General features: G+C 58.1%; 17 protein-coding genes. 9 read left to right on the top strand and 8 right to left on the bottom strand.

All coding sequences use genetic code 11. The features are described 5' to 3' along the window. The first annotated feature begins 212 nt into the window (after positions 1 to 212). Entirely contained in the window at positions 213 to 1217 is a 1005-nt protein-coding gene (gene pstS / locus ACXWTF_RS10825; protein ID WP_461715005.1) for a phosphate ABC transporter substrate-binding protein PstS, read from the top strand. Positions 1218 to 1499: 282 nt separating this feature from the next. Further along, positions 1500 to 2861, top strand: a complete 1362-nt coding sequence (locus ACXWTF_RS10820; protein ID WP_461715004.1) for a hypothetical protein — start codon at positions 1500 to 1502, stop codon at positions 2859 to 2861. Between the two features lie 25 nt (positions 2862 to 2886). On the opposite strand, the gene ACXWTF_RS10815 is transcribed toward ACXWTF_RS10820, so the two are convergent. From ACXWTF_RS10815 to ACXWTF_RS10795, 5 genes are all read right to left on the bottom strand, one after another. Then, positions 2887 to 3636 carry a response regulator transcription factor gene (locus ACXWTF_RS10815; protein ID WP_461715003.1) on the bottom strand — a complete coding sequence of 250 codons (750 nt, stop codon included), beginning with the start codon at positions 3634 to 3636 and terminating at the stop codon, positions 2887 to 2889. Between the two features lie 143 nt (positions 3637 to 3779). Then, positions 3780 to 6419: a hybrid sensor histidine kinase/response regulator gene (locus tag ACXWTF_RS10810; protein ID WP_461715002.1), complete on the bottom strand. Its 2640-nt coding sequence runs from the start codon at positions 6417 to 6419 to the stop codon at positions 3780 to 3782. Between the two features lie 64 nt (positions 6420 to 6483). Continuing rightward, complete coding sequence (locus tag ACXWTF_RS10805) at positions 6484 to 7308, bottom strand: peptide deformylase (protein WP_461715001.1); 825 nt, start codon at positions 7306 to 7308, stop codon at positions 6484 to 6486. Positions 7309 to 7366: 58 nt separating this feature from the next. After that, complete coding sequence (locus ACXWTF_RS10800; protein WP_461715000.1) at positions 7367 to 7531, bottom strand: hypothetical protein; 165 nt, start codon at positions 7529 to 7531, stop codon at positions 7367 to 7369. A gap of 15 nt (positions 7532 to 7546) precedes the next feature. Further along, a complete protein-coding gene (locus tag ACXWTF_RS10795) occupies positions 7547 to 9016 on the bottom strand; it encodes an NAD(P)/FAD-dependent oxidoreductase (protein WP_461714999.1) in 1470 nt (489 codons plus the stop codon). A 281-nt stretch (positions 9017 to 9297) separates the two neighbouring features. Here ACXWTF_RS10795 and ACXWTF_RS10790 point away from each other — a divergent pair, with 281 nt between their 5' ends. The 4 genes from ACXWTF_RS10790 to ACXWTF_RS10775 all read left to right on the top strand — a co-directional run bounded on the left by ACXWTF_RS10790 (position 9298) and on the right by ACXWTF_RS10775 (position 12982). After that, positions 9298 to 9633: a cytochrome C gene (locus tag ACXWTF_RS10790; RefSeq protein ID WP_461714998.1), complete on the top strand. Its 336-nt coding sequence runs from the start codon at positions 9298 to 9300 to the stop codon at positions 9631 to 9633. Between the two features lie 83 nt (positions 9634 to 9716). Then, complete coding sequence (locus ACXWTF_RS10785) at positions 9717 to 11114, top strand: DUF3373 family protein (protein ID WP_461714997.1); 1398 nt, start codon at positions 9717 to 9719, stop codon at positions 11112 to 11114. Positions 11115 to 11320: 206 nt separating this feature from the next. Next, positions 11321 to 12745 carry an NAD(P)/FAD-dependent oxidoreductase gene (locus ACXWTF_RS10780; RefSeq protein WP_461714996.1) on the top strand — a complete coding sequence of 475 codons (1425 nt, stop codon included), beginning with the start codon at positions 11321 to 11323 and terminating at the stop codon, positions 12743 to 12745. A 15-nt stretch (positions 12746 to 12760) separates the two neighbouring features. Then, positions 12761 to 12982: a hypothetical protein gene (locus tag ACXWTF_RS10775; RefSeq protein ID WP_461714995.1), complete on the top strand. Its 222-nt coding sequence runs from the start codon at positions 12761 to 12763 to the stop codon at positions 12980 to 12982. A 14-nt stretch (positions 12983 to 12996) separates the two neighbouring features. Here ACXWTF_RS10775 and pepN read toward each other — a convergent pair whose 3' ends face one another. Continuing rightward, a complete protein-coding gene (gene pepN, locus ACXWTF_RS10770) occupies positions 12997 to 15609 on the bottom strand; it encodes an aminopeptidase N (RefSeq protein ID WP_461714994.1) in 2613 nt (870 codons plus the stop codon). Between the two features lie 139 nt (positions 15610 to 15748). Between pepN and ACXWTF_RS10765 the strand changes: the two genes are divergently transcribed. Next, complete coding sequence (locus ACXWTF_RS10765) at positions 15749 to 16957, top strand: EAL and HDOD domain-containing protein (RefSeq protein ID WP_461714993.1); 1209 nt, start codon at positions 15749 to 15751, stop codon at positions 16955 to 16957. Next, a complete protein-coding gene (locus ACXWTF_RS10760) occupies positions 16958 to 17449 on the top strand; it encodes a 2'-5' RNA ligase family protein (RefSeq protein ID WP_461714992.1) in 492 nt (163 codons plus the stop codon). Here ACXWTF_RS10760 and ACXWTF_RS10755 read toward each other — a convergent pair. Then, positions 17437 to 18747 (bottom strand): aminopeptidase P N-terminal domain-containing protein, encoded by a 1311-nt coding sequence (locus ACXWTF_RS10755; RefSeq protein WP_461714991.1) that lies wholly within the window; start codon positions 18745 to 18747, stop codon positions 17437 to 17439. The two genes, ACXWTF_RS10760 and ACXWTF_RS10755, sit on opposite strands and share 13 nt — an antisense overlap. Before the next feature lie 103 nt (positions 18748 to 18850). Here ACXWTF_RS10755 and serS point away from each other — a divergent pair, with 103 nt between their 5' ends. Then, on the top strand, positions 18851 to 20095 hold the full coding sequence (gene serS / locus ACXWTF_RS10750) for a serine--tRNA ligase (protein WP_461714990.1): 1245 nt from the start codon (positions 18851 to 18853) through the stop codon (positions 20093 to 20095). 21 nt (positions 20096 to 20116) lie between these two features. Here the strand turns inward: serS and ACXWTF_RS10745 are convergent, their stop codons facing one another. Then, positions 20117 to 21406 carry an MATE family efflux transporter gene (locus ACXWTF_RS10745; protein WP_461714989.1) on the bottom strand — a complete coding sequence of 430 codons (1290 nt, stop codon included), beginning with the start codon at positions 21404 to 21406 and terminating at the stop codon, positions 20117 to 20119. Positions 21407 to 21409 lie beyond the last annotated feature (3 nt).

Genomic DNA, 21409 nt, shown 5'->3' with positions numbered 1-21409 from the left:
GCTTATCCTTACTTTACTTTCATATAGTGTATCACAACTCGTACCCGCGGCAGCGGCAGCGCTGCGAGACGGGGGCCGTGATTTATTGGGCGCGATTATACGTGGGCTTGGTAACACAAAGGTTACAATCGCCCGTCGGCGTTTTGGCAGGCGTAATCATTTTGTAACCGTGCAATTCTACAATGCCGGCATCAAAATACGAAGGATCGTTTATGCTCAAACGCATTGCAACCGCCCTGACCCTTGCATCGATTGCACTGACTTCCGCCGCAGCCGCCGACAAGATCAGCGGTGCCGGCGCTTCATTCCCCGCCCCCCTCTATTATGACTGGGCCTTCAACTACGGCAAAGAGACCCGCAGCCGTGTCAACTACCAGTCCATCGGTTCCGGCGGCGGGATCAAGCAGATCACAAACCGTATCGTCAACTTCGGCGCTTCCGACAAGCCCCTCACATCCAAAGAGCTCACCAAGGCCAAACTGCTGCAGTTCCCGGCCGTCATCGGCGCCATCGTCGTCGCCTACAACCTCCCGGGCATCGCCGACGAACAGCTCAAGCTCTCCAACACCGTTGTCGCCGACATCTTTGCCGGCAAGATCACGATGTGGAACGACCCGGCGATCGCCGCTGAGAATAAGGGGCTGAACCTGCCGAACCAGAAAATCATCGTCGTCCACCGTTCCGACGGTTCGGGCACAACCTACAACTTCACCTACTACCTGACGAAGAGCTCCGAGCACTGGGCGAACAACTACGGCGCCGGCAAGGCGATCGACTGGGCTGTCGGTATGGGCGGTAAAGGGAACGAGGGTGTTTCCAACCTCCTCAAGCAGACCCCTTACACCATCGGTTATATCGAAAGCGCCTACAAAGAGAAGAACCACCTCGCCGCGGCGACGCTGCAGACGGCCAACGGCACATGGGTCACCGCCCGTGAGGAAAACTTCAAAGCGGCGGCACAGTACGCCAGCTGGACGAAAGAGGACAACTTCTATGCCCTGCTCGCCCTGCAGCCGGGTGACACCTCCTACCCCATCGTTGCGGCAACCTTCATTCTCCTGCCCAAAGAGAAGGCAGGCATGAACAAGAAAGTCACGACGTTCTTTGAGTACGCCTTCAAAAAGGGGGACGACAGTGCGAAAAAACTCGGCTACATCCCGCTGCCCGAGAGCACGAAGCAGATGATCCGCGAATACTGGACGACCAACATCAAATAACGCCGGGCTCCGCCCCTCCTTTTCCGGCGGCCCCGCGCCGCCCTCTCTTCTTTCATCACACTTTTTAGATACCCATTTCCCTCTTTTTCAATACCACCTATCACTGTCGCTTCCGGAAATCTCCGTATGCTATACTGAACCCGATACGGTTTTTCCGAACAGATGCCGCATCATGGTTACGATACCGTCGCGCTTTGGTTACAGAATGACACAACTTTGTAATCTTTATGTAACCAAGCTGCCTTACAATTCCCGCAATTTAATGAATGAGGAACCACAACAATGAAACAGATTGTTCTCTCTGTGATGGCTGCGCTGACACTGAGCAGCGTCGCTTCCGCCGACGCGACGACGCTCTACACCGATCCGACAACGGGACAGGTCTTTACCCAGCCGGGTGAACACCGTGTGAAGATGGGCGAGTTTGTTGATGCCGCAGAGGCAAAGAAGAGTACGGTGAAGGGTGCCACGGTAGAGAATGCCGATTCACCGGCGTTCCTGCTGGGCAAAGAGACGGCGCCGAACATGAAGTTCACGGCGTCGGACAATCCGGACATGTGGCTCAAACTCGGGGTCCGTATCCAGGGAACCTTTGAGAACTACCAGCGTGACTTCACAAGTGAGGCCGAAGCGGCTGATCCCGACAATGTCGATACCAACAACTGGGACGCCTATCTGCGCCGTACCCGTTTTGAAGCCGCTGCAGGCTTCGGCAAGCACGTCTCGTTCACGATGGATATCCGCAACGACAAGGCCAACTACCAGGACGACGGCGAACAGAAGTTCAACGTCGGCGATGCCTACCTCAAGATCAGCAAGCCCTTCGGGACATCGCTGGTGAACTTCCGCCTCTACCGCGGCAAGATCGACGTCTCGCGTACCGAGACTGTCAAATCCGCCTACGTCCTGCACTACGACCGCCCGCACGTCGCCGACGAAGCGGCGCAGTACATCACCCACAACCGCCGGGGGACCAATGCGAAAATGTACGGCGACTGGAAGAAGAAGATCTATTACGAAGTCGCCTTCGGTGACGGTGTCTACTCCGGCAAGTTCAAAGACGCAAGCGGCAGCAGCTTCGACGGGGATGATTTCAACCAGAAGAGCTTCTTCTACGGCGGGAAGGTCGTCCTCTCACCCTTTGACGGCTGGGAAGAGACGAAGCGGACCGAGACCTACTTCGGCAAAGGCAAGCACTTTGAGATCGGTGCTTCGTACTGGAACAGCCCCGGGATCGAGTATGCCGACAGCAATGTATCCCAGACCATCGACCACGAGCTGATCAACCTCGAGATGTCGGCACACTACAAAGGGGCCTTTGTCCAGGCGGAATGGTTCCAGTTCGACGGCGTCGTCAAGAACTGGGGTGAGGCCGAAACCGGCAAATCCAGCGGCTGGTACGTCACCGGGGAGTACGTCATCGAGGCACTCAATTACCTCGCCCCCTTCGTCCGCTACGAAAACTGGGACAAGTATGACGGCAAAGGGGACTGGGAGCTTGAGTCTAAAATGGCAGGGGTGAACTGGTACCTCAGGGGTAACTCGACCAAAGTGGGGCTTGTCTTCCAGGAAGACACCTACGGGAAAGATCTCGGCGATTACACCGATACACGCTTCAAAGTTACGACACAGTGGTTCTTCTAAAGAACCGCTGCCCCGCTTCTAGACCTCAATCCTCGATATAGTACCCGATCCCCGACGCGTTCTGGATAATATCTGTAGGCAGTTTGTTGCGCAGGCGCCACACCAGGGTACGCACGCTGTTCTCCGTTGCCCCCTTCTCCTCCCAGACATAGTTGATCGCCTGATCGAAACTGACTACAAGGCCCAGCTGGGCGACCAGCAGGCGCATGAAAGCGTTCTCTTTTTTGGTCAGCTTGATCTTTTTGCCCTGGTAGAAGGTCTCGCACACGCTGATATCGAGATAGTAATCGTCGCCGAACGGGACGATCGGTTTGTCGGAGAGCTTCTTGTTGTAGAGCAGTTTTTCGAGGTTGAGCTTATCGTTTTTAAGCCCTTCCATATTCTCTTCGCGCTCTTTTTCGACATGGAATTTATACATCGCCATCTGGATCGTCGCATGCAGCGATTCCGGGTCGAAAGGCTTGACGATATAACCGTAGGGTTCCGTCTGTTTTGCTTCGTCGATGATGTTCGCATCGGAGTGGGCCGTGAGGTAGATGAACGGAAGGGCATGCTTCTCACGGATATACTTCGCCAGTTCGATGCCGTCGGCATCCTCTTGCAGACTGATATCGACCAGGACGATATCGGGCTCATACACCTTGATCTTGTTGGGGGCCTGGATCGATGAGTCTACTGCAGCAGCGACCTCATACCCCTGGTTTTCCAACGCGATCTGCAGGTTCATCGCTGTAACGGGATCGTCTTCAACGATCATGACTTTGTAACTTTCCATCCCCACCCTTAAACAGTCTCGATAATGCGCATCAAAAAATGCATTAAAAATAATTATAGTGAAAAAGGACTTTATTACAAAGTTATCATAGAAGTGTCACATAAAACAAAATTCACCAAATAATGAAAATGTTTCGAAACGAATCAACTCCCCTCCCCGATGAAGGTGTTGAAGCTGCTGCGCATCGCGCCGAGCATCCCCGGATAATCCAGTGCACTGTTCCCCGCGCGCGCTTCCCACTCCATGGTTTCGGCCAGCTTGGTCATAGCGTCAAAGCGGAAATTGCTGCTGGAGCCCTTGATGGAATGGGCCAGGAGCGTCACCTGTTTGAGGTCCTGCGCGGCGATGGCCGCTTCCAGGGCCTCGAAACTTGAACGCATCTTGTCACGGTAGACGCCAAGCAGCATCTGCAGCTGCGCTTCGCTGACCTGCAGGATTTTGCACAGTTCCCGGTGTTCCGGGACTTCCGCTTCCGATACGCCCCTTTCGGAGGCTGCCTCTTCCGCCCTGGGGATGAAGCGTTCGAGCGAACTGATCAGCGTGGCCATCCGGATCGGCTTGCCGAGAAAATCGTCATAGATGCGCCGCTGTTCGATCCCCCCGAGCACGTTCGCCGTCAGGGCGATGACCGGCAGATGCGGCCGCCGCTCCCGGTGTTCGATATGTCGCATCGCCTGCACGGCATCGCGTCCGTTCATGACGGGCATCTGTTCATCCATCAACACAAGGTCGTAATCTTCCGTCCGCATCCGCTTCAACGCCTCCGCCCCGTTGCTGACGATCTCATAGCGCACCCCGAGGTTGCCCAGCAGCGTGCCGATCAGCTCCTGGTTCGCTTCGTTGTCCTCCGCGACGAGGATGTGCGCATCAAACCGTACGCCGCGGCTGTCTGTGTGCGGTTCCGGCGCCGTGTCCCCCGTCAATGCCGTCTCGATCACCTCCTGGAGCTTGGCGCAGTACAGGGGCATCACGAGCGGCGTCACGCCGGCCATATTCTCATAGGTGTCATAGGGCGCATCCATCAGTGCCACCTTGGGCGAGGCCGTCGACAGGAGGGCGTCGCGATGCACTTCCTCGACACAGTGCTCCGAGAAAAAGAGCAGGTCGTAACTGCCATCCAACGCGTCGACCGCTTTGATCTCCACCCCGAAGCTCTGCAGATAGCGCACCAAAGAGGCCGCCATCGTATCGAACTTCTGTTCGGGGCAGAACAGGGCAAGGCGGTGCTTGCGGATACACTCCAGGTCCGTCAGGAGCGGGCGGGTCTCACCCCCCACACGCACGGGGAGGGTAAAGGTAAAGGTACTCCCGATCCCCGGGTGTGAATGCAGGGAGATCTCCCCCTCCATATGGCGCACGAGCTGGGCGCTGATAGAAAGGCCGAGGCCCGTGCCCCCCGCACCCGACAGCTCCCCGTTCCTTGCCTGGGAAAAGGGGTCGAAAATATGCTGCTGATCCTTGGCCGCGATCCCGATACCGGTATCGATGACGCTGATGCTGATCCGTCCCTCGGTATAGAAGGCCTCGACGGTGATCTCGCCCCCCGGCGGGGTGAACTTGATGGCGTTGCTGAGCAGGTTCGAGATCACCTGCTGGATCCGCAGCGGGTCGGCGATCAGTTCGTAGGGGATGCGCGGATCGATAAAGCTTGTGAGGGTCAGGTGCTGCTGGTTGACGCTGGGGACGAAGAGCTCCAAAGTGTGGCTGATCGTGCTGTGGAGGTTGAACGGGGCCGGTTCGACGGTGAATTCGCCGCTGCGCAGTTTGGAGAAGTCGAGGATATCGTTGATGATGCTCAGCAAGTTCTCCCCGCTGCTGTAAATGATGTCGAGATAGCGGCGTTCCTTAACCGTCTGCGCCTCGTCCTTGAGCAGGGCGACAAAGCCCAGGATGGCGTTGAGCGGCGTGCGGATCTCGTGGGACATGTTGGAGAGGAAGTACTCCTTCGCCTCCCCCGCCGCGATCGCCTCCTCTTTGGCCACGACGAGATCGGTCACCTCGTAGCTGATCGCCATATACTCGGTAACGGCGCTGTGGGTATCGGTGATGGGGACGACGGTCGTGTCGATATAGAAGGTACGCCCCTCCTTCGCCTGCCCCTTGATCGTCCCCTTGAACACCCCCTCGTCGCTGATGGCCGCCGAGAGGTGGTCGAAAAAGTTCCCCGGCATATCGGGGTGGTAGAGCAGCGTATGGGGGCTGCCGACCAGCTCCTCCTGGCTGTAGCCGCAGATACGGGTCAGCTTCGCATTGGCATAGGTGATCGTTCCTAGCGCATCGGTCTTGGCGACGATGGCGCTCTCGTCGATGGCGCGGCGGTACTCTTCGAGCAGTTTGACGTTGCGCTCGATCTCCCGCTCTTTTTGGTAGATCGTCTCGGTATAGCGCTTGAGTACCCCGGAGAAGTTCAGGTCGAAGACATAGCTGATCTCGTCGTAGACCTCCTGGGAATTCACCCCAAGCTCGTAGGAGACATCCACCATCGCGCGCCGGAAGTGGCTGCAGAGCATAAAGAGTTCGTCGGAGGTGACCTCGTTGTCTTTGAGGTACTCGAGCAGTTCCGCCATCACCGGGCAGTCACCGATCTGCATCTCGCCGCGGATGACCGCCTCGAAATAGTCATAGACCCCCGAAGCGTACTGGCGGATAAAAAAATCGGTTTCGATCCCGTGGCGCCGCAGCACCGAGGCGGCTACCTCATAGGAGACCCAGCGCTGTAAAATGGTCGCCTTGGCCTCCCGGAAACGGTCAATGACGCGCTGAAGCTGCGGAACGGACGGCATGCGCTCCTCCTGCGATATTCAGATTAAAAAAATTGATTTTAGCACATCGGGGAAAACGGTTGGATCAGGGCGTGACCCAGGCGACGACGCCGAGGCCCAGCAGCGCCAGCTGCCCCAGGGCGATCGCAGAGGTCCCGATGATGTTGCCCGTCTGGCAGCTGGTGCACTGCTTATATTTTTTCGCCTCGTACTCGGCATAGAAAAAATAGGCGACGATCAGTACGAAGATCAGCCCGAGGGCGACCATATCCGCCAAGGCGACCGTCTGCATCGTTGCCGCTTCGGCCATGAACGGTGCGATGAAGCTGAGCAGCACGCCCAGCATCACCAAGCGGTAGGCGCGCTTGATGTAGTCGCGCACGAAGACCGTCGGGCAACTGCCGCTCGTCTGCCCGGGCATCCGGCTCTCTTTGACAAGCCCCTGGTCCAGGTAGGCATCGATCTGCTGCCGGACCGCCTTGGGGACACGATCGACGAAGGTGCTGCCGAAAGCGTAATCGAGCTGGTGCTGGAAGGTCCGCGCCAGCGCCCCCTCGACATCGCGCGAATGCATCTGCCCCGTTTCATCCTCGTAGATGACGGTGAGGGAGGTGTAGCGCTCCACCTCCGCCGTAAAGTCGTAATAGGTCGAACGCTCCACCGCGGCCGCTCGCCCCTGCTCTTTGAGGAAACGGGCATTGATGTAGGGGGTGTATTTCCCCTCCTCCTTCAGCACGATGACGTTGTACTGGATGCCGATCTGAATGCCGGAGAGGGCCTCCAGCCCTTCGGCCTCCATCGTATCGGTCATATCTGCGATAATGTCTTTGAGGGTCTCGTTGAAAAAACGGACATTACCGGAAATAAGACGTATCCTCGGGTCGGGGTATTTCAATAGAGGTTGGATCATTGATAGGTTCTTTTTAAAAGGGGTAGGATTATGTGCGGCCCGGAGGCCGCAGGTGTTATCAGTGGCTTTTACGGACAACGATGATCATCTTGATATTGATGATCACGAAGCGGATGAACTGCCAGATTTTACACGTACGCATCATTCTCGCCCAGCGGCCGGGAATCATCGCCGTGTTAAACTTATCGTTGAGCGCGAAATTGACTTCTTCTGCTTTTGCCATCTTTTTTCTCCTTTCTTATTCCGGAATCAGCGTCCAGCCCGGCTTGAGCTTCGCTTTGTAGATAAAGAGGTAGTGCAGGATGTGCTTGATCCAGTGTCCTGCCAGACCGATCTCACCGAAGGTGTAGTCCGTATCACGGCCCGTACCCGGGTACTTATCGAAGTCCGGAACGACCGGGTAGACGGTCATCGCCGCCGCCTGGCCGTTGAGCCACCCTTTACCGGCGGAAGCAACACAGGCCGCACCCATTTCTGCCATGGAGGCTTCATGCAGGTGCGCGTTCTCGCCGCGCGTCATCAGATCGACGACGGAGTGTGCGACGGCCTTGCCCATGATACCCGAAGGCATACCCGTCCGCGGCGGTGTCGGGTTGATCACCGTGCCGTTGGGCGATTTCATCGGTTTGGAGATGATATGCGGCGGCGCGAAGGCGATACCGGCGGCGAACATGTTCTTGTACGTCGGGTTCTGGTAGGTCCGCGGCCAGTCGCTCGCTTTCCACTCTTCGTACGGTTTCGGCGTGTAGTCCGCGTCGACTTTCATAAAGCCGTTCGGCGCGAAGACCGTATCGGTAATCTCTTCGCCCGCTTTGTTGTAGGCTTTGAGCCCGACACCCGCAAACGGCGGGATCAGCATCGCGAAGTCGAAATCCTCTTCGCCGGTGGAACCGTCAAGCAGTTCGTAATCGACTTTGCCTTTTTCGACTTTGTTGACGTGCGCACCGATCACATAATCGACGCCGCGCTCGGCAAAAAGGGACTCGGTAAAGATACGGGAGCTGACGACATAGCCGCCGACTTTCATATGCAGACCGCCCATACCGAAGTCACCGAGGAAGGATTCGTTGGAGATCCACTTGATCTCGACATTGTCACGGATGCCCGCCTTGCGCGCTTCGTGTTCGATGTTGAAGATGTACTCGAACGCGGCACCCTGGCAGGTACACATACCGTGACCGGTCCCGACGAGAATCTTCTGTTTTTCACCCGCTTTCGCTTTTTCGAAGACCTTGTTCAGCTCTTCGCTCGCATGCACGGCGTGGTCGGCGGTACAGACGGAAACGGTATTTTCACCGATCTCGCTGCCCTCGCCCAGCCCCGGAGTCGCACCGAAGTTCAGTTTCGGACCCGTAGCGTTGATCAGATAGTCAAAAGTGACATCTTCATTCTCACCGGCTTTGTCCTGCGCCGTGTATTCGATCGTGACGAACGGCTTGTCGGAATTCGCATCCCCCTCCGGATTGATCGAAACCGCTTTCGCCTGTTTGTAGGTGATACCCGCTTTCGCGTAGACCGGTGCCAGATCGAACGTGACATCCTCTTTCGTCATCTCGCCGACGCCGACCCAGATGTTTGACGGAATCCAGTTCCACTTAGAATTCGGTGTCACAACGACGACTTCATGCTCTTTACCCAACCACTTTGCGGCGAATGTTGCCGCCGTATGGCCGGCAACACCGCCGCCGAGTACGACTAATCTTGCCATGCTTACTCCTTCTCATATCATCGTATAAACACACGAAGATTTTAGTGCAAAAAAATACATTCATGACAATTCTACGACCCTGGAGTCACAAAATTATCACTTTGATAAGTTCTGCTTAACTTATTCTCCAACATGTTTCATAAATTTACATTTAATCTTTAAGGAAAATGACGAAGAAATGAATAGAATAATCATTAATTATAATTATTCTAATTTTATCTTATTTTAATTTTGACGATAGTACTATTCATTTTCATCAATTTCATCGTCAAAGGAAAAAAATGACAACTTTTGGAAAACTCACAACCTCCGCACTGCTGGGCCTCGGCCTCCTCACAACCTCCCTTTCAGCGGATGCGGGTAAAGGCCAGCGCCTCTACCAGAAGAAGCTCAAAGAGAGCTGCGGGATGACCGGGGCCGTCTTCGCGGCGAAACATACGCAGATGGAGTGGGAAGAGGCCAAAGAGAGCGGCACCCTCGCCGAAATGATGACGGAGGCGTGTCCCGAAGGCAAAAGCTTCTTTGAAAGCGACAAGTTCAAAAGCAAATTCGAAGAGCATCTCTACGACTTCGTCCACGACTTCGCCAGCGACAGCGGAAACATCCCCTCTTGCTAACCGCGTCACCGCTTCATTAGGGGGGCCACGCCTTCTCGGCCCCTCTTCGTTACAACCGATTACCGATACCCCAAAGGATTACCATGCGAAAAACCCTCCTTTCGACGGCCGTGTTGACCCTGTTCGCCGGCGCGGTTGCCGCCGATGACGCATCGATGCAGGCGGAGATCGACGCGCTGATGCAGAAAGTGCAAAAACTCGAGAAACAGCAAAAGCGCACCAACAAGAAGCTGAGCCAGGTCAATGCGCAGAGCGCCAACGACAACGTCAAGTTCGGCCTCGACTTCAGAAACGCGGTCGACGTTATCGACTACCGCAACAACGACACCGACACCTATGCGACCAACCCCTCGCTGCTCACCAGCCGCCTCTACCTCACCATGGGGGCCGCACCGACGAAGGGGCTGACCTTCCAGGGCAAACTCGCCGTCTACTCCACCTGGGGCAGCCATCTGTACGTGACCGACCCCGCCCTCAAAGACTGGGCGGCCAGTTCCAAGGCCTCCGATACCGTCATGCGTATCAAGGAGGCCTATTTTGTCTACTCCGACGAACTCGGCGGACAGCCGGTCAGCGTCTCGGTCGGCCGGCGCCCCTCCACCAACGGCTTCCTCGCCAACTACCGTGAGCATGAAGATGCACCCGGTTCCCCGCTTGCGCACATCACCAATATGGAAGTCAACGGCGCCATGGTGCGTCTCGACTGGAGCCGTTTTGTTGACGGGGCCTATACCAAGTTCGTCTACGGCCGTGCGCACAGCGCAGAGATGCAGGACGTCTACGGCGACGTCTCGGGTGCACGTATGCCCTACGCCCTGAGCGGCGGTGACGTCAACACGACGCTCGAAGACACCAGCGTCGACTTCTTCGTCATGCCGGGGAATGCCTATGATGACGGGCAGTACCAGGTGATGTACCAGTGGGCGCATATCTTCAATACCAAAGGGATGAAACTCGACGGGAACATCCCCAAGGCGGCATCCGGGTCGGCCGACCTCTTTGCCGTCGGCCTGAAAGTGAGCGGTATCGGCGAGGAGATCAGCGATTTCCTGGACGAGACGACCCTCTTCGTCTCCGGTGCCTATACGCACTACGACGCCGACAACGGTTACACACTCCTCGGCTCGGCCGACGGCGGGAGCCGCAGCGGCAGCTCCGTCTGGGCCGGGATCATCCTCCCGGATATGCTCACCGACAGCGGCAGGCTCGGCTTTGAGTATAACCACGGTTCAAAATACTGGACGCCGATGAACTGGGCGGAAGATACGGCCATAGGCTCCAAGCTCGCGGTCCGCGGGAACGCCTATGAAGCGTACTGGAACTTCGACCTCTTCGGCGTCAAGTACCTGCCGTCGCAGATCCGCTACACCTATGTCCAGCACGACTATACGCCCAATATCAACTGTGCCGGGTGGGTGGCCCCTGTGAAAACGGACATCACCGCGACAGACCTGCGGCTGGCCGTCACCTACCGCTACTGATCGCGCAGGACCCTCCCTTCCGGGCGGGACAGAATGTTTAGATAATACACAAATTTACTCCTACTTATAAAAATAATAAGTTTTTGTATTATCTTTAATGCCTCAAGGCTAAAATAAAAACGATAAAAAGAGACAAAAAGTGCGCCCACGTCCTGCATGACCGGGCGCACACTATATGAAAGGTAACCATGGACATTAAAGAATTAATGCGTAATGCGTCTGCAGAGCAGGAGCAGCCTTCGCTGTCGCGCCGCGAGGCGCTCAAACTGATGGGGATCTCCCCGATTGCCGCCGGCGTCCTCGCCAGCAGCGGCAGCAGTAGCTTCAGCGAAGCCCGCGCCTCCGATGCCAAGGGCAAGATCGTCATCGTCGGCGGGGGTGCGGGCGGTATCATGGCCATGGCGCGGCTGCACCGTGCCCTCTCCGAGCCCGATATCACCCTGATCGCGCCGAACGAAAAACACCTCTACCAGCCGGGGCAGGTCTTTATGGCCGCGGGCGAATACACCTTTGATGATATCGTCAAAGAGAACCGGGAGTTCATCCCCGAAGACGTCAACTGGATCAAGGACGAGGTCAAGACCTTCGACCCCGACAACAACAGGGTTATCACCCGTGCCGGTGAAGAGGTTGCCTACGACTACCTCGTCGTCGCGACGGGCCTGCAGTACCATTATGAATGGATCGAAGGGCTGAGTGCGGAGATGATCGGCCAAAACGGCATCTCCAGCGTCTACCTCAATGATGCGGAGAAGGGTACGGCCGACGGCGGTTCCATCACCTGGGAGTGGTTCAACGACCTCAAAGCCGCGGCAAAGACGGGAACACCCAAGGTCATCTGTACCCAGCCGGGCACGCCGATCAAATGCGGCGGCGCCCCGCAGAAGATCCTCTACCTCAGCGACGACTTCCTCAAGCGCGACGGGCTCACCGCGGAGTTCACCTTTGCGACAACGAGCGGCAGCCTCTTCGGCGTGCCGGAGGTCAACAAAACGCTGGTCGAAGAGGTGCAGCCGCGCTACGGCAATATCACCAACAAGTTCGGCCACAACCTCGTCGCCATCGATGCCGCCGGCAAAGTCGCGACCTTCGAACACACCTACGAGGTCCAGGGCGAATACGACGAGGATCTCGAAGAGTACGATATGATCACCAAGGTCGACCGCGTGGAGATGCCCTACGACTTCATCCATATTGTTCCGCCGATGAGCGCGCCGGACGCCGTCGCCTCCTCGCCGCTGGGGTGGCAGAAGGGTTCGGCCAAAGGGTGGCTCGAAGTGGACCGCTATACCCTGCAGCACCGCCGCTATCCCAATGTCTTCGGGATCGGAGACGTCTGCGGGATCCCGCTGGGCAAGACGGGGGGAAGTGCGCGCCACCACGGTCCGATCATGGTCGCAAACCTCCTGGCGCAGATGGAAGCGAAGGCGCCGAAAGAGCAGTTCGACGGCTACACCGTCTGCCCGCTCAAAACGCAGTATGGTAAAATCATTCTGGCAGAGTTCGATTACGACGGTGCCGCCCCCTCCTTCCCGCTCGCCGTCGGTGAGCAGCGCTGGATGTGGTGGGCGTTTGACCTGTACATGCTCAAACCGATGTACTGGTATCTGATGATGCGGGGGCTGATGTAGACAATGCGTAAACACGTGATAAGAGAGGGCGCGATCTATCTGCTCCTTCTGATCACACTCTCACTGCTTCTGCACCCTGACCTTCTCAGCGATCCGGCAGCGCGCTTTTCGCAGATGCTGGGACGGGAGAATTACTTCCATCCCCTCCTCTATGCGCTGCCGGTCTACCTGATCGTGCTCCTTTTCCGGAGCATTCTGCAGCTCTTCCGCTATCTCATCCGTCAAAACGAGGGGTGAGCGGCAGCCTCCGGTCAGCCCGCCAGAATCTTTCCGACGATCTCAAACACGTTTTTCGAAATGCCCCGGTGCGCCTGTACCTTTTCCAGCGCCTGGCGCATCTGCGCCCGGCTGTGCGTATTGAGCCGGTTGTAGGTCTTGAACGCGCCGGCCAGCCCCGCGGCGATCATCGGGTTGATCGCATCGAGTGCGATGATCTGCTCCGCGACAAAGGCGTAGCCGCTGCCGTCATACGCGTGGAAATGGTACGGGTTCCGGGCGAAACTGCCGATCAGTGAGCGCACGAGGTTCGGTACTTTGATGTCAAAGACCTCATCCTCCATGGCCGTGCGCACCTGTACGAGCGTATCGGGCTGCGGGGAAGAGGCGATGACGCTGAAGTACTTCGTCATCACCAGCATATCGGCGCTGTAACGTGTATAGAAATCACGCATCGGTGCCTCCGCCGCCTCCGGTGCCCCGTGGTGCAGCAGCTGCAGTGCACTGAGGCGGTCCGTCATCGTATGGCTCTCGCCGTACTGGGCCAGGGCGGTGTCGATACTCTCAGAATCCTGCTGTGCCATCAGGTAACCCAGCAGACGGTTTTTGAGGGCGCGCGCTCCGATGCTCTCCGCTTCGAGCCCGACATGGGCCGGACGGTGCAGCTGCGCATAGAGGCGGCGCATCGGCGCTTCGCAGGCGACGGCGATCTCGCGCTTCAGGGCGTCGGACGCTTCGAGGATCGCGTGGACGTCGACGGTCTGCCGGGTCTGCATCAGCATCGTCACCGTCGGCAGGGAGAGCAGCTGTGCCTTGAACTGCAGATCGAGGGATTCATCCTCGAGAATATGCCGGAAGCTCTCCAGGAACTGCGGGCTGACCGCCTCCCCGCGCATCATCGCCTCGAGCGTCGAACGTGCGAAGGACTGGGCCGCTTCATAGCGGACGAACCCGTCGCTGTCATAGCGCATCAGGTTCATCACGTCCTCCTGGGGGTACTCCATCACTACCGGGGCGCTGAAGTGGCGGTTGAGTGACAGCGCGGGTTCGGAGGCCAGACCGCTGAAGGTGAAACTCTCCTCATCGCGGGTGATGAGCAGAATCCCCCGTTCCAGCAGCGGCTGCCCCGACGTATCCCCCTCGAGCTGCAGCGGGAGCGTCTCCCCGGCGTGCCCGAGCAGTGCGAGGCGCAGCGGCATGCAGTAGGGCTGCTGTTTCCGGCCGTCCACCGCGTCGGGGACGATCTGCTCCAGCTTCAGCGTCAGCCGGCCCGACGCCGCATCGTAGGAGTGCTCCGCGCAGAGCGAAGGGGTGCGCTCCTGGGAGTACCACCGCGCGAACTGCCCCAGATCGATCGGGCTGTGCTGTTGCATCGCCCAGAGGAAATCCTCCGTCCGCACCGCCTGGCCGTCGAAGGTCTCAAAGTAGAGGTCCATGGCCGCACGCCAGTTCTTCTCCCCCAGGATCGTATGAAGCATACGGATCACCTCGGCGCCTTTTTCATAGACCGTCGCCGTATAGAAGTTGTTGATCTCGATGTACTGTTCGGGTTTGATGGGGTGGGCCGTCGGGCCCGCATCCTCGGGGAACTGACGCTCGCGCAGCATGTCGACGTCCCGGATACGCTGCACGACCTCGGACTGCATGTCGGCGCTGAAGCTCTGGTCGCGGAAGACCGTTAGCCCCTCTTTGAGGGTCAGCTGAAACCAGTCGCGGCAGGTGATACGGTTCCCCGTCCAGTTATGGAAATATTCATGGGCGATGACGCTCTCGATGCCCAGGAAGTCGCTGTCCGTCGCCGTCTCTTCATCCGCCAGGACGTAATGGGAGTTAAAGACATTGAGTCCCTTGTTCTCCATCGCCCCCATATTGAAGCTGTCCACGGCGACGATATTATAAACGGAGAGGTCGTAGCTGCGGCCGTAGGTCTCCTCGTCCCAGCGCATCGACGCCTTGAGCGAACGCATGGCGTGGTCCGCGCGCGCCTCGTTGCCCTTGTCAACGTAGATGTTCAATGCCACCGGGTTCCCTTCCGCCGTCGTAAAGGTGTCGCTGATGTGTCCCAGGTCCCCCGCGACCAGCGCGAAGAGGTAGGAGGGTTTCGGGAAGGGGTCTTTCCAAAGCGCGTAGTGGCGCCCGTCGGGGAAACGCCCCTCCTCTTCCAGGTTTCCGTTACTGAGCAGCACCGGGCAGCTCTGCTCCTCCGCGATCACCTTGACGGTGAAGACGCTCATATTGTCGGGACGGTCGATAAAGTAGGTGATGCGGCGGAAACCGTGGGGCTCGCACTGGGTACAGTAGATGCCCCCCGAGCGGTACAGCCCCTCCAGGGCCGTATTCTGGTCCGGGTAGATCTTCGTGACCACCTGGACCGTCGCCTCTGCGCCCGGGTCGAAAATCGTCAACGCCTCTTCGCTCCGCTCAAAGGCATCTTCCGGGATCTTCACGTCGTCGACCTTGACGCAGAGCAGCTTAAGATCATCGCCGTCAAGGAGCAGCGGGACCGGCGCGTCGCCGCGGCGCTTGATCTGCATGCGGTTGATCACCATGGTGTGCTCTTCGAAAATTTCGAACGTCAGTTCCGTGCTCAGGATGTGGTATGCCGGGGCTTCATAATCGTTTAGATAGATTGTTTGGGGTTGGGACATGGGGCTTTCCGTTTCTCGTAAATAGGCTGTGCAATCTTAACGTAGGGTCGCCTGAACCCCATTTAAGAACATTAACTTCTCTTTTGGGGTAAGATTAAGACTACCAACAGGAACAAATAGCGAACGGGAGTTCTTGAGAATGAAAACGACACACACTTTTGCACGGCAGCCGATCGTGGATGCAGAAAAGAATACCTTCGGTTATGAGTTTTTCTACCGCAACAGCTTCGGCGAAAGCGGCTTCGAGAACGCGCGGGCCGCGACCGCGGCGCTGCTCGTGGCGCTGCTCAACCAGATCGGGTTGAAAAAAGCCGCCGAAAACCGCCTGCTCTTTATCAACATCGATTCGTCGCTCCTCCTGACGGACCTGATGCTGGCGGTACCGCCGATGTCTTTTGTCTTCTCGCTCCCCGCCGATGCACATTTGGGAACGCGGGAGGCGGAGGTGCTCAAGAAACTGTATGAAAGCGGCTACCGCTTTGCCCTTGAAAACGTCGACACGCAGCAGGGATTGACCGGTGTCTACGACGTGCTGCTCCCCTACATCGACTACATCAAGATCGATGCCAGTGCCACCGATAACGACCTGCTACCGGAGATCGTTGACCGCTTCAAGGGCAAACAGCTCATCGCCGAGCGGATCGAGATCGACGAGGTCTTCGATGCCTACAAAGAGAAAGGGTTCCGCTATTTCCAGGGGTTCGCCTGCGGCGCCCCGGTCCTCATGGAGTACAACCGTGTCGACCCCAAGCACATGGGGGTCGTCAAGATCTACAACATGCTGCTTGACGGCACTCCCATGGAGCAGATCGCCAAGGAGATGCGCAGCCACAACGAACTCTCGATGCAGCTGCTGCAGTACCTGCACGCCTTCTCCCTCAAAAACCCCTATCCCAACCGTTCTATCGAAGAGATCATCGTCAAGATGGGTGCCGAGCGGCTCAAACACTGGCTCTCCCTGATCATCTTCGCCAAAAGCGGCCAGACGATCCAGTCGGACAAGAGCCCCCTCTCCAAACTGATGGAGCAGCGCATCGACGTCATGCACTGTACCATCAGCTGCATGCAAAGCGAGGATGAGCAGCTCTTTGACAGTGCGCGCCTTATGGCCCTGATCTCCCTGATGGAACCGGTCCTGGGCCTCCCCCTCAAAGCGGCGCTCGCCGGGCTTCCCGTCGAAGGCAACATTGAAGATGCCCTGCTGCTGCATTCGGGCCGCCTCGGGAAGATCTTCGGTCTGGCCCTGGCCCTGGAAAAAGATGACAGCGCCTCCATACGGCTGCTGATGGACGAGCTGGGGCTGGAGCCGGAGATCCTCCCGACGCTGAAAAACATGATCAAGATGTAAATGCGCCTCTTCCTCGCCCAGACGGCGGCGCTTTACGACTATCCCGGTCTCCAGGCCGCCTTGGCCCCCTGCATACAGGGCCGGTGGCGCCCGGAATCCTCCCTGCACGCCACACTGCTTTTCCTGGGGGACCGCTATACTCCTGATACGGTCATCGAAACCGTCCGCCGCTGCAATCCCCCCATGGCCGATGCCTATATTAAAGGAATTGGGCGTTTCTCCCACAACCGCATCCTCTATGCCGCGAGCGAGCACCCCACCCTGGTGGAGGGCCACCGGCTGCTCAGTAGCGCTTTTGCGATGCCGCCCCACCGTCATTACGCTCCCCACGTCACCCTGATGCGCTACAAAAAGATCGATACGGACTGTTTTGAAAAAGAGAAGACGACCGTTCAAACGGTCATTGCGGGAAAAATTGCAGGGGGGTTAAAACTGATGCGCAGCACGCTGACCCCCGCCGGGGCCGTCTACGACACCCTTTACACGTTCTGAGCGCAGCAAGCCTCGATCGCCTCGACCGATTTGGCCACCGCGGCGCTGAGGTTTTCGCAGCCGCTCTCCGTCACGAGGATATCGTCCTCGATCCGGATCCCGATGCCGCGGTACTGCTCCGGCAGTGCCGTGTCCGATGCCGGCAGGTAGATCCCGGGTTCAATGGTGAGCACCATTCCCGGTGCCAGGGCGATCTCGTTGCCCGCTTCGTCATGGTACGGTGCCTGGTCATGGACGTCTATCCCCATCCAGTGCCCGATGCCGTGGGGGAAATATTTTTTGTGCGCTTTCGCCTCGATCAGCGCATCCACCTCCCCCTCCAGGATCCCCAGCGCGACCATCTTCTCGCAGAGCATCCATTCGGCGTTTTTCTGCAGTTCGCTTTTAAGAAGCCCCGGCCCGATCTGGGCGATGACAGCAAGCTGCACCTCCAGGACCGCCTCGTAGACCTCCCTCTGGGGCTCGCTGAAACGGCCGTTGACGGGGAAGGTACGGGTGATATCCGTGGCGTAGTGGCGGTATTCGCACCCCGCGTCGATCAGCACGAGGTCACCGTCGCGCAGCGGCGCATCATTTTTAATGTAGTGCAGGGTGTTGGCATGGTCCCCACCGGCGATGATAGTCGTATAGGCGTCGCTGTAGGCACCGTTCTTGGTGAACATGTACTCATACTCCGCCTGCAGCGCGTACTCCATCATCCCGGGGGTACAGACCGCCATGGCATGGTGATGCGCCGCCGCCGTGATCTCCAGCCCCGCGCGGATCGTCGCGATCTCCGCTTCGCTCTTGACCAGCCGCATCTGCCGCACCATCTGCGTGACGTCGATCAGCTGACTCACGGGGCGCTTCGTCTCCCGCTTGTGCCGCAGTTTGTCCGCGGCACTCCGGGCGCTCGCGAAACGGGAGTCCTCCCCGAAAATATCGCCGTAGAGCCGCGGCAGGTTCTGCAGCAGTTCGGGCAACTTCTCCTCGAACACCTCGACGGAATAGACCTCGTCCACATCAAACCGCGCCTTCGCCGCATCGACGCCGGTGCGTTTGCCCGTCCACAGCTCCATCTCCTCGACTTTCGGCTGGACAAAGAGGATACTCTTGTTCGCATCCCTGCCACGGACCAGTACCAGCGCGGCGTTATCCTCTTCAAAGCCTGTCAGGTAGAAAAAGTCGCTGTTTTGCCGGTAGGGGTATTCGGTATCGTTGGAGCGGGTCTTCAGTGTCGCGGTGCCAAGCACGGCGGCACCCTCTTCCATCTGTGCCAAAAGGCGGTCACGCCTCTGTTTATAGGTCGATTCGTTCATGCCGTAATTGTAGCCCGTTTCGCTATAATTGCACAACTTTTTCAGGGTAAAAAGCGGGCAGCAGCCCGCTTCTGCCCGGACAATCCACCTACCAGGGACCCAGATGATCGACCTCAAACTGCTTCAGAAAGATTTCGAAAACGTCAGTGCCGCACTGATGCGCAAAAAGGTCAGCCCGGAGCTGATCGGCGAACTCAAAGCGCGCAACGAAGCTCTCAAAACGGCCAAAGCGGCGTTTGAAGAGGTGCAGGCGGCCCAGAACGAAATGAGCCGTCTTTTTCCGCAGTACAAGAAAGAGGGCAAGGATATCAGCGAACTGAAGGCGAAGCTCGATGCGAACAAAGCCCGTATCGGCGAGCTCCAGGAGGCGCAGCGCGACGCGGAGGCGGCCCTGGATGCGCTCGCGATGGGGATCCCGAACATGCCCGATGCCGACGTGCCCGACGGTGCGGATGAAGACGACAACGTCGAGATCGCCAGAGTCCTTGAACCGCGCGACTTCGCCTTCACGCCGAAAGAGCACTGGGAGCTGGCGGAAAGCAACGGCTGGATCGATTTCGAACGCGGCGTCAAGGTCGCCCACAGCCGTTTTGCCGTGATGAATGATATGGGCGCCCGCCTGGAACGCGCCCTCATCAACTTCATGCTCGACTTCAACCGCGAACGCGGCTTTACCGAGATGAGCGTCCCCGAGCTCGTCAACAGCCGCGCGCTGGAAGGCACCGGCCAGTTGCCGAAGTTCGCGGAGGACCTCTATAAAACCGAAGAGGAGGACCTCTACCTCGTCCCGACGGCGGAAGTGCCGCTGACGAACCTCTTCCAGGACGAGATCATCCCCGAAGAGGCCCTCCCGGTCAAGATGACGGGCCATACGGCCTGTTTCCGCAAAGAGGCGGGCTCTGCGGGACGCGACACCCGCGGCATCATCCGCCAGCACCAGTTCCGCAAAGTCGAGCTCGTGAGCATCACCAAGGCCGACGACAGCGACCGCGTCTTCGACGAGATGGTGGCCTGTGCCTCCGACCTGCTCAAGGCCCTCGAACTCCCCCACCGCCTCGTCACCCTCTGTACCGGCGACCTCGGTTTCGGCGCGGCAAAGACGATCGACCTCGAAGTGTGGCTGCCCGGGCAGAACACCTACCGCGAGATCAGCTCCGTCTCCAACACCCGTGACTTCCAGGCCCGCCGGGCGAAGATCCGCTACAAAGAGGGCAAGAAGAATATCCTCGCCCACACCCTCAACGGTTCCTCGCTTGCCGTCGGCCGCACGATGGTCGCCATCATGGAGAACTTCCAAAACGAAGACGGCTCCATCGAGATCCCCCAGGTCCTCCACAAATACCTCTAAACCGGCGCCGTGCCGGACCCGCTAGGTCAGCGCTTCCTTTTTCCGGTAGAACATCCAGGTCTGGATCACCCCCCTGAAGAGGAAGAAAAGCATAAAATTGATCCAGAGCGCATCGGCGAAATCGCTTCCCTTCGTCAGGTAAAAAAGCCCGAGAAATGTCACCGTCGAGTAGAGAATGGCGTTGCGCAGTGCCCTTGATGCGGTCATACCGATGAAGACCCCGTCCCAGATAAAAGCGGCAAAACTCAGCAGCGGTACAGCGACGACATAAGGCATGAAAGGGAGCGTCGCATCGATAATGGGCTGTTGATTTGTGTAGAGGTGCAGGATCGCCTCACCGAAAAGGCCGTAAAAGAGCATATAGAGCAGGCTGAACCCCACCCCCCAGGCGAAGAGGTAGCGGATAACGCGGTGAAATTCCCCCCACCCTTTAGCCCCGTAATAACGGCCCACCAGCGACTCCGCCGCGTTGGCGAAGCCGTCGAGGCTGTAGGAGAACCAGACGACGAACTGCAGCAGCAGGATCATCACCGTCAGGACCTGCTCGCTCTCTTTGGCCGCCTGGGAGTAGAAAAAAGCGAATACGAAGGTCAGCGCCGTCGTGCGGATGAAGATATCCTTGTTGACGTGGAGGAAACGCCCCAGCTCGCTGCGCGTGAGTATCGCCGCCAACCCGTAGGGGTGCAGCCGTGTTTTGTATCGCAGCAGAAATGCCGCGGCCAGCAGCAGCCCGACGTACTGGGCGATGAGCGTGCCGTATGCCGCCCCCTCGATTCCCCAGCCCAGCTCCATGACGAAGTAGTAGCTCAGCACGATATTGACGAGGTTGATACAGAGGGTGACCGCAAGCGGGATCACGGCGTTTTGCATCCCGAAGTACCACCCCGTCAGTGCATAGAGCATCAGCACCGCCGGCGCCGTCCAGATACGCAGATCGAAGTAGCGCCGCGCCTCCTCGCTGTAGCCCGCGCCGACATTCATCAGCTCAAATGCGCTCACGGCCAGCGGTCCCCGGAAAAACAGCAGCAGTCCCGCGAAAAGCAGCGTCACAAGCAGCGCCCGATAAAGCGTCAGGGAAATGGCCCGCGCGTCATGCCCCCCGAAGGCCTGTGCGGTCATCCCCGTCGTTCCCATGCGCAGGAAGTTGAGCGACCCGTAGAGGAAAACGAAAATCATGCTTACCAGCCCCAGCGCCGCGAGCTCGGCACTCCCCTGGTGCCCCATCAGCATGGTATCGACCGCCGAGACCAGCGGCACGGAGATATTACTGATGATGTTCGGAATCGCGAGGGCGAGGATCTTTCGGTTCATTGC

This window comes from Thiomicrolovo sp. ZZH C-3 (assembly GCF_054862725.1).
Note: the sequence above shows the minus strand (reverse complement) of the source record. Positions and strands in the feature narration are given on the sequence as shown.

Bases quoted from the DNA above. Each gene is read 5' to 3' on its own strand.
- pstS (WP_461715005.1), top strand. From the start codon at position 213: ATGCTCAAACGCATTGCAACCGCCCTGACCCTTGCATCGATTGCACTG.
- ACXWTF_RS10820 (WP_461715004.1), top strand. From the start codon at position 1,500: ATGAAACAGATTGTTCTCTCTGTGATGGCTGCGCTGACACTGAGCAGC.
- ACXWTF_RS10815 (WP_461715003.1), bottom strand. From the start codon at position 3,636: ATGGAAAGTTACAAAGTCATGATCGTTGAAGACGATCCCGTTACAGCG.
- ACXWTF_RS10810 (WP_461715002.1), bottom strand. From the start codon at position 6,419: ATGCCGTCCGTTCCGCAGCTTCAGCGCGTCATTGACCGTTTCCGGGAG.
- ACXWTF_RS10805 (WP_461715001.1), bottom strand. From the start codon at position 7,308: ATGATCCAACCTCTATTGAAATACCCCGACCCGAGGATACGTCTTATT.
- ACXWTF_RS10800 (WP_461715000.1), bottom strand. From the start codon at position 7,531: ATGGCAAAAGCAGAAGAAGTCAATTTCGCGCTCAACGATAAGTTTAAC.
- ACXWTF_RS10795 (WP_461714999.1), bottom strand. From the start codon at position 9,016: ATGGCAAGATTAGTCGTACTCGGCGGCGGTGTTGCCGGCCATACGGCG.
- ACXWTF_RS10790 (WP_461714998.1), top strand. From the start codon at position 9,298: ATGACAACTTTTGGAAAACTCACAACCTCCGCACTGCTGGGCCTCGGC.
- ACXWTF_RS10785 (WP_461714997.1), top strand. From the start codon at position 9,717: ATGCGAAAAACCCTCCTTTCGACGGCCGTGTTGACCCTGTTCGCCGGC.
- ACXWTF_RS10780 (WP_461714996.1), top strand. From the start codon at position 11,321: ATGCGTAATGCGTCTGCAGAGCAGGAGCAGCCTTCGCTGTCGCGCCGC.
- pepN (WP_461714994.1), bottom strand. From the start codon at position 15,609: ATGTCCCAACCCCAAACAATCTATCTAAACGATTATGAAGCCCCGGCA.
- ACXWTF_RS10765 (WP_461714993.1), top strand. From the start codon at position 15,749: ATGAAAACGACACACACTTTTGCACGGCAGCCGATCGTGGATGCAGAA.
- ACXWTF_RS10760 (WP_461714992.1), top strand. From the start codon at position 16,958: ATGCGCCTCTTCCTCGCCCAGACGGCGGCGCTTTACGACTATCCCGGT.
- ACXWTF_RS10755 (WP_461714991.1), bottom strand. From the start codon at position 18,747: ATGAACGAATCGACCTATAAACAGAGGCGTGACCGCCTTTTGGCACAG.
- serS (WP_461714990.1), top strand. From the start codon at position 18,851: ATGATCGACCTCAAACTGCTTCAGAAAGATTTCGAAAACGTCAGTGCC.
- ACXWTF_RS10745 (WP_461714989.1), bottom strand. From the start codon at position 21,406: ATGAACCGAAAGATCCTCGCCCTCGCGATTCCGAACATCATCAGTAAT.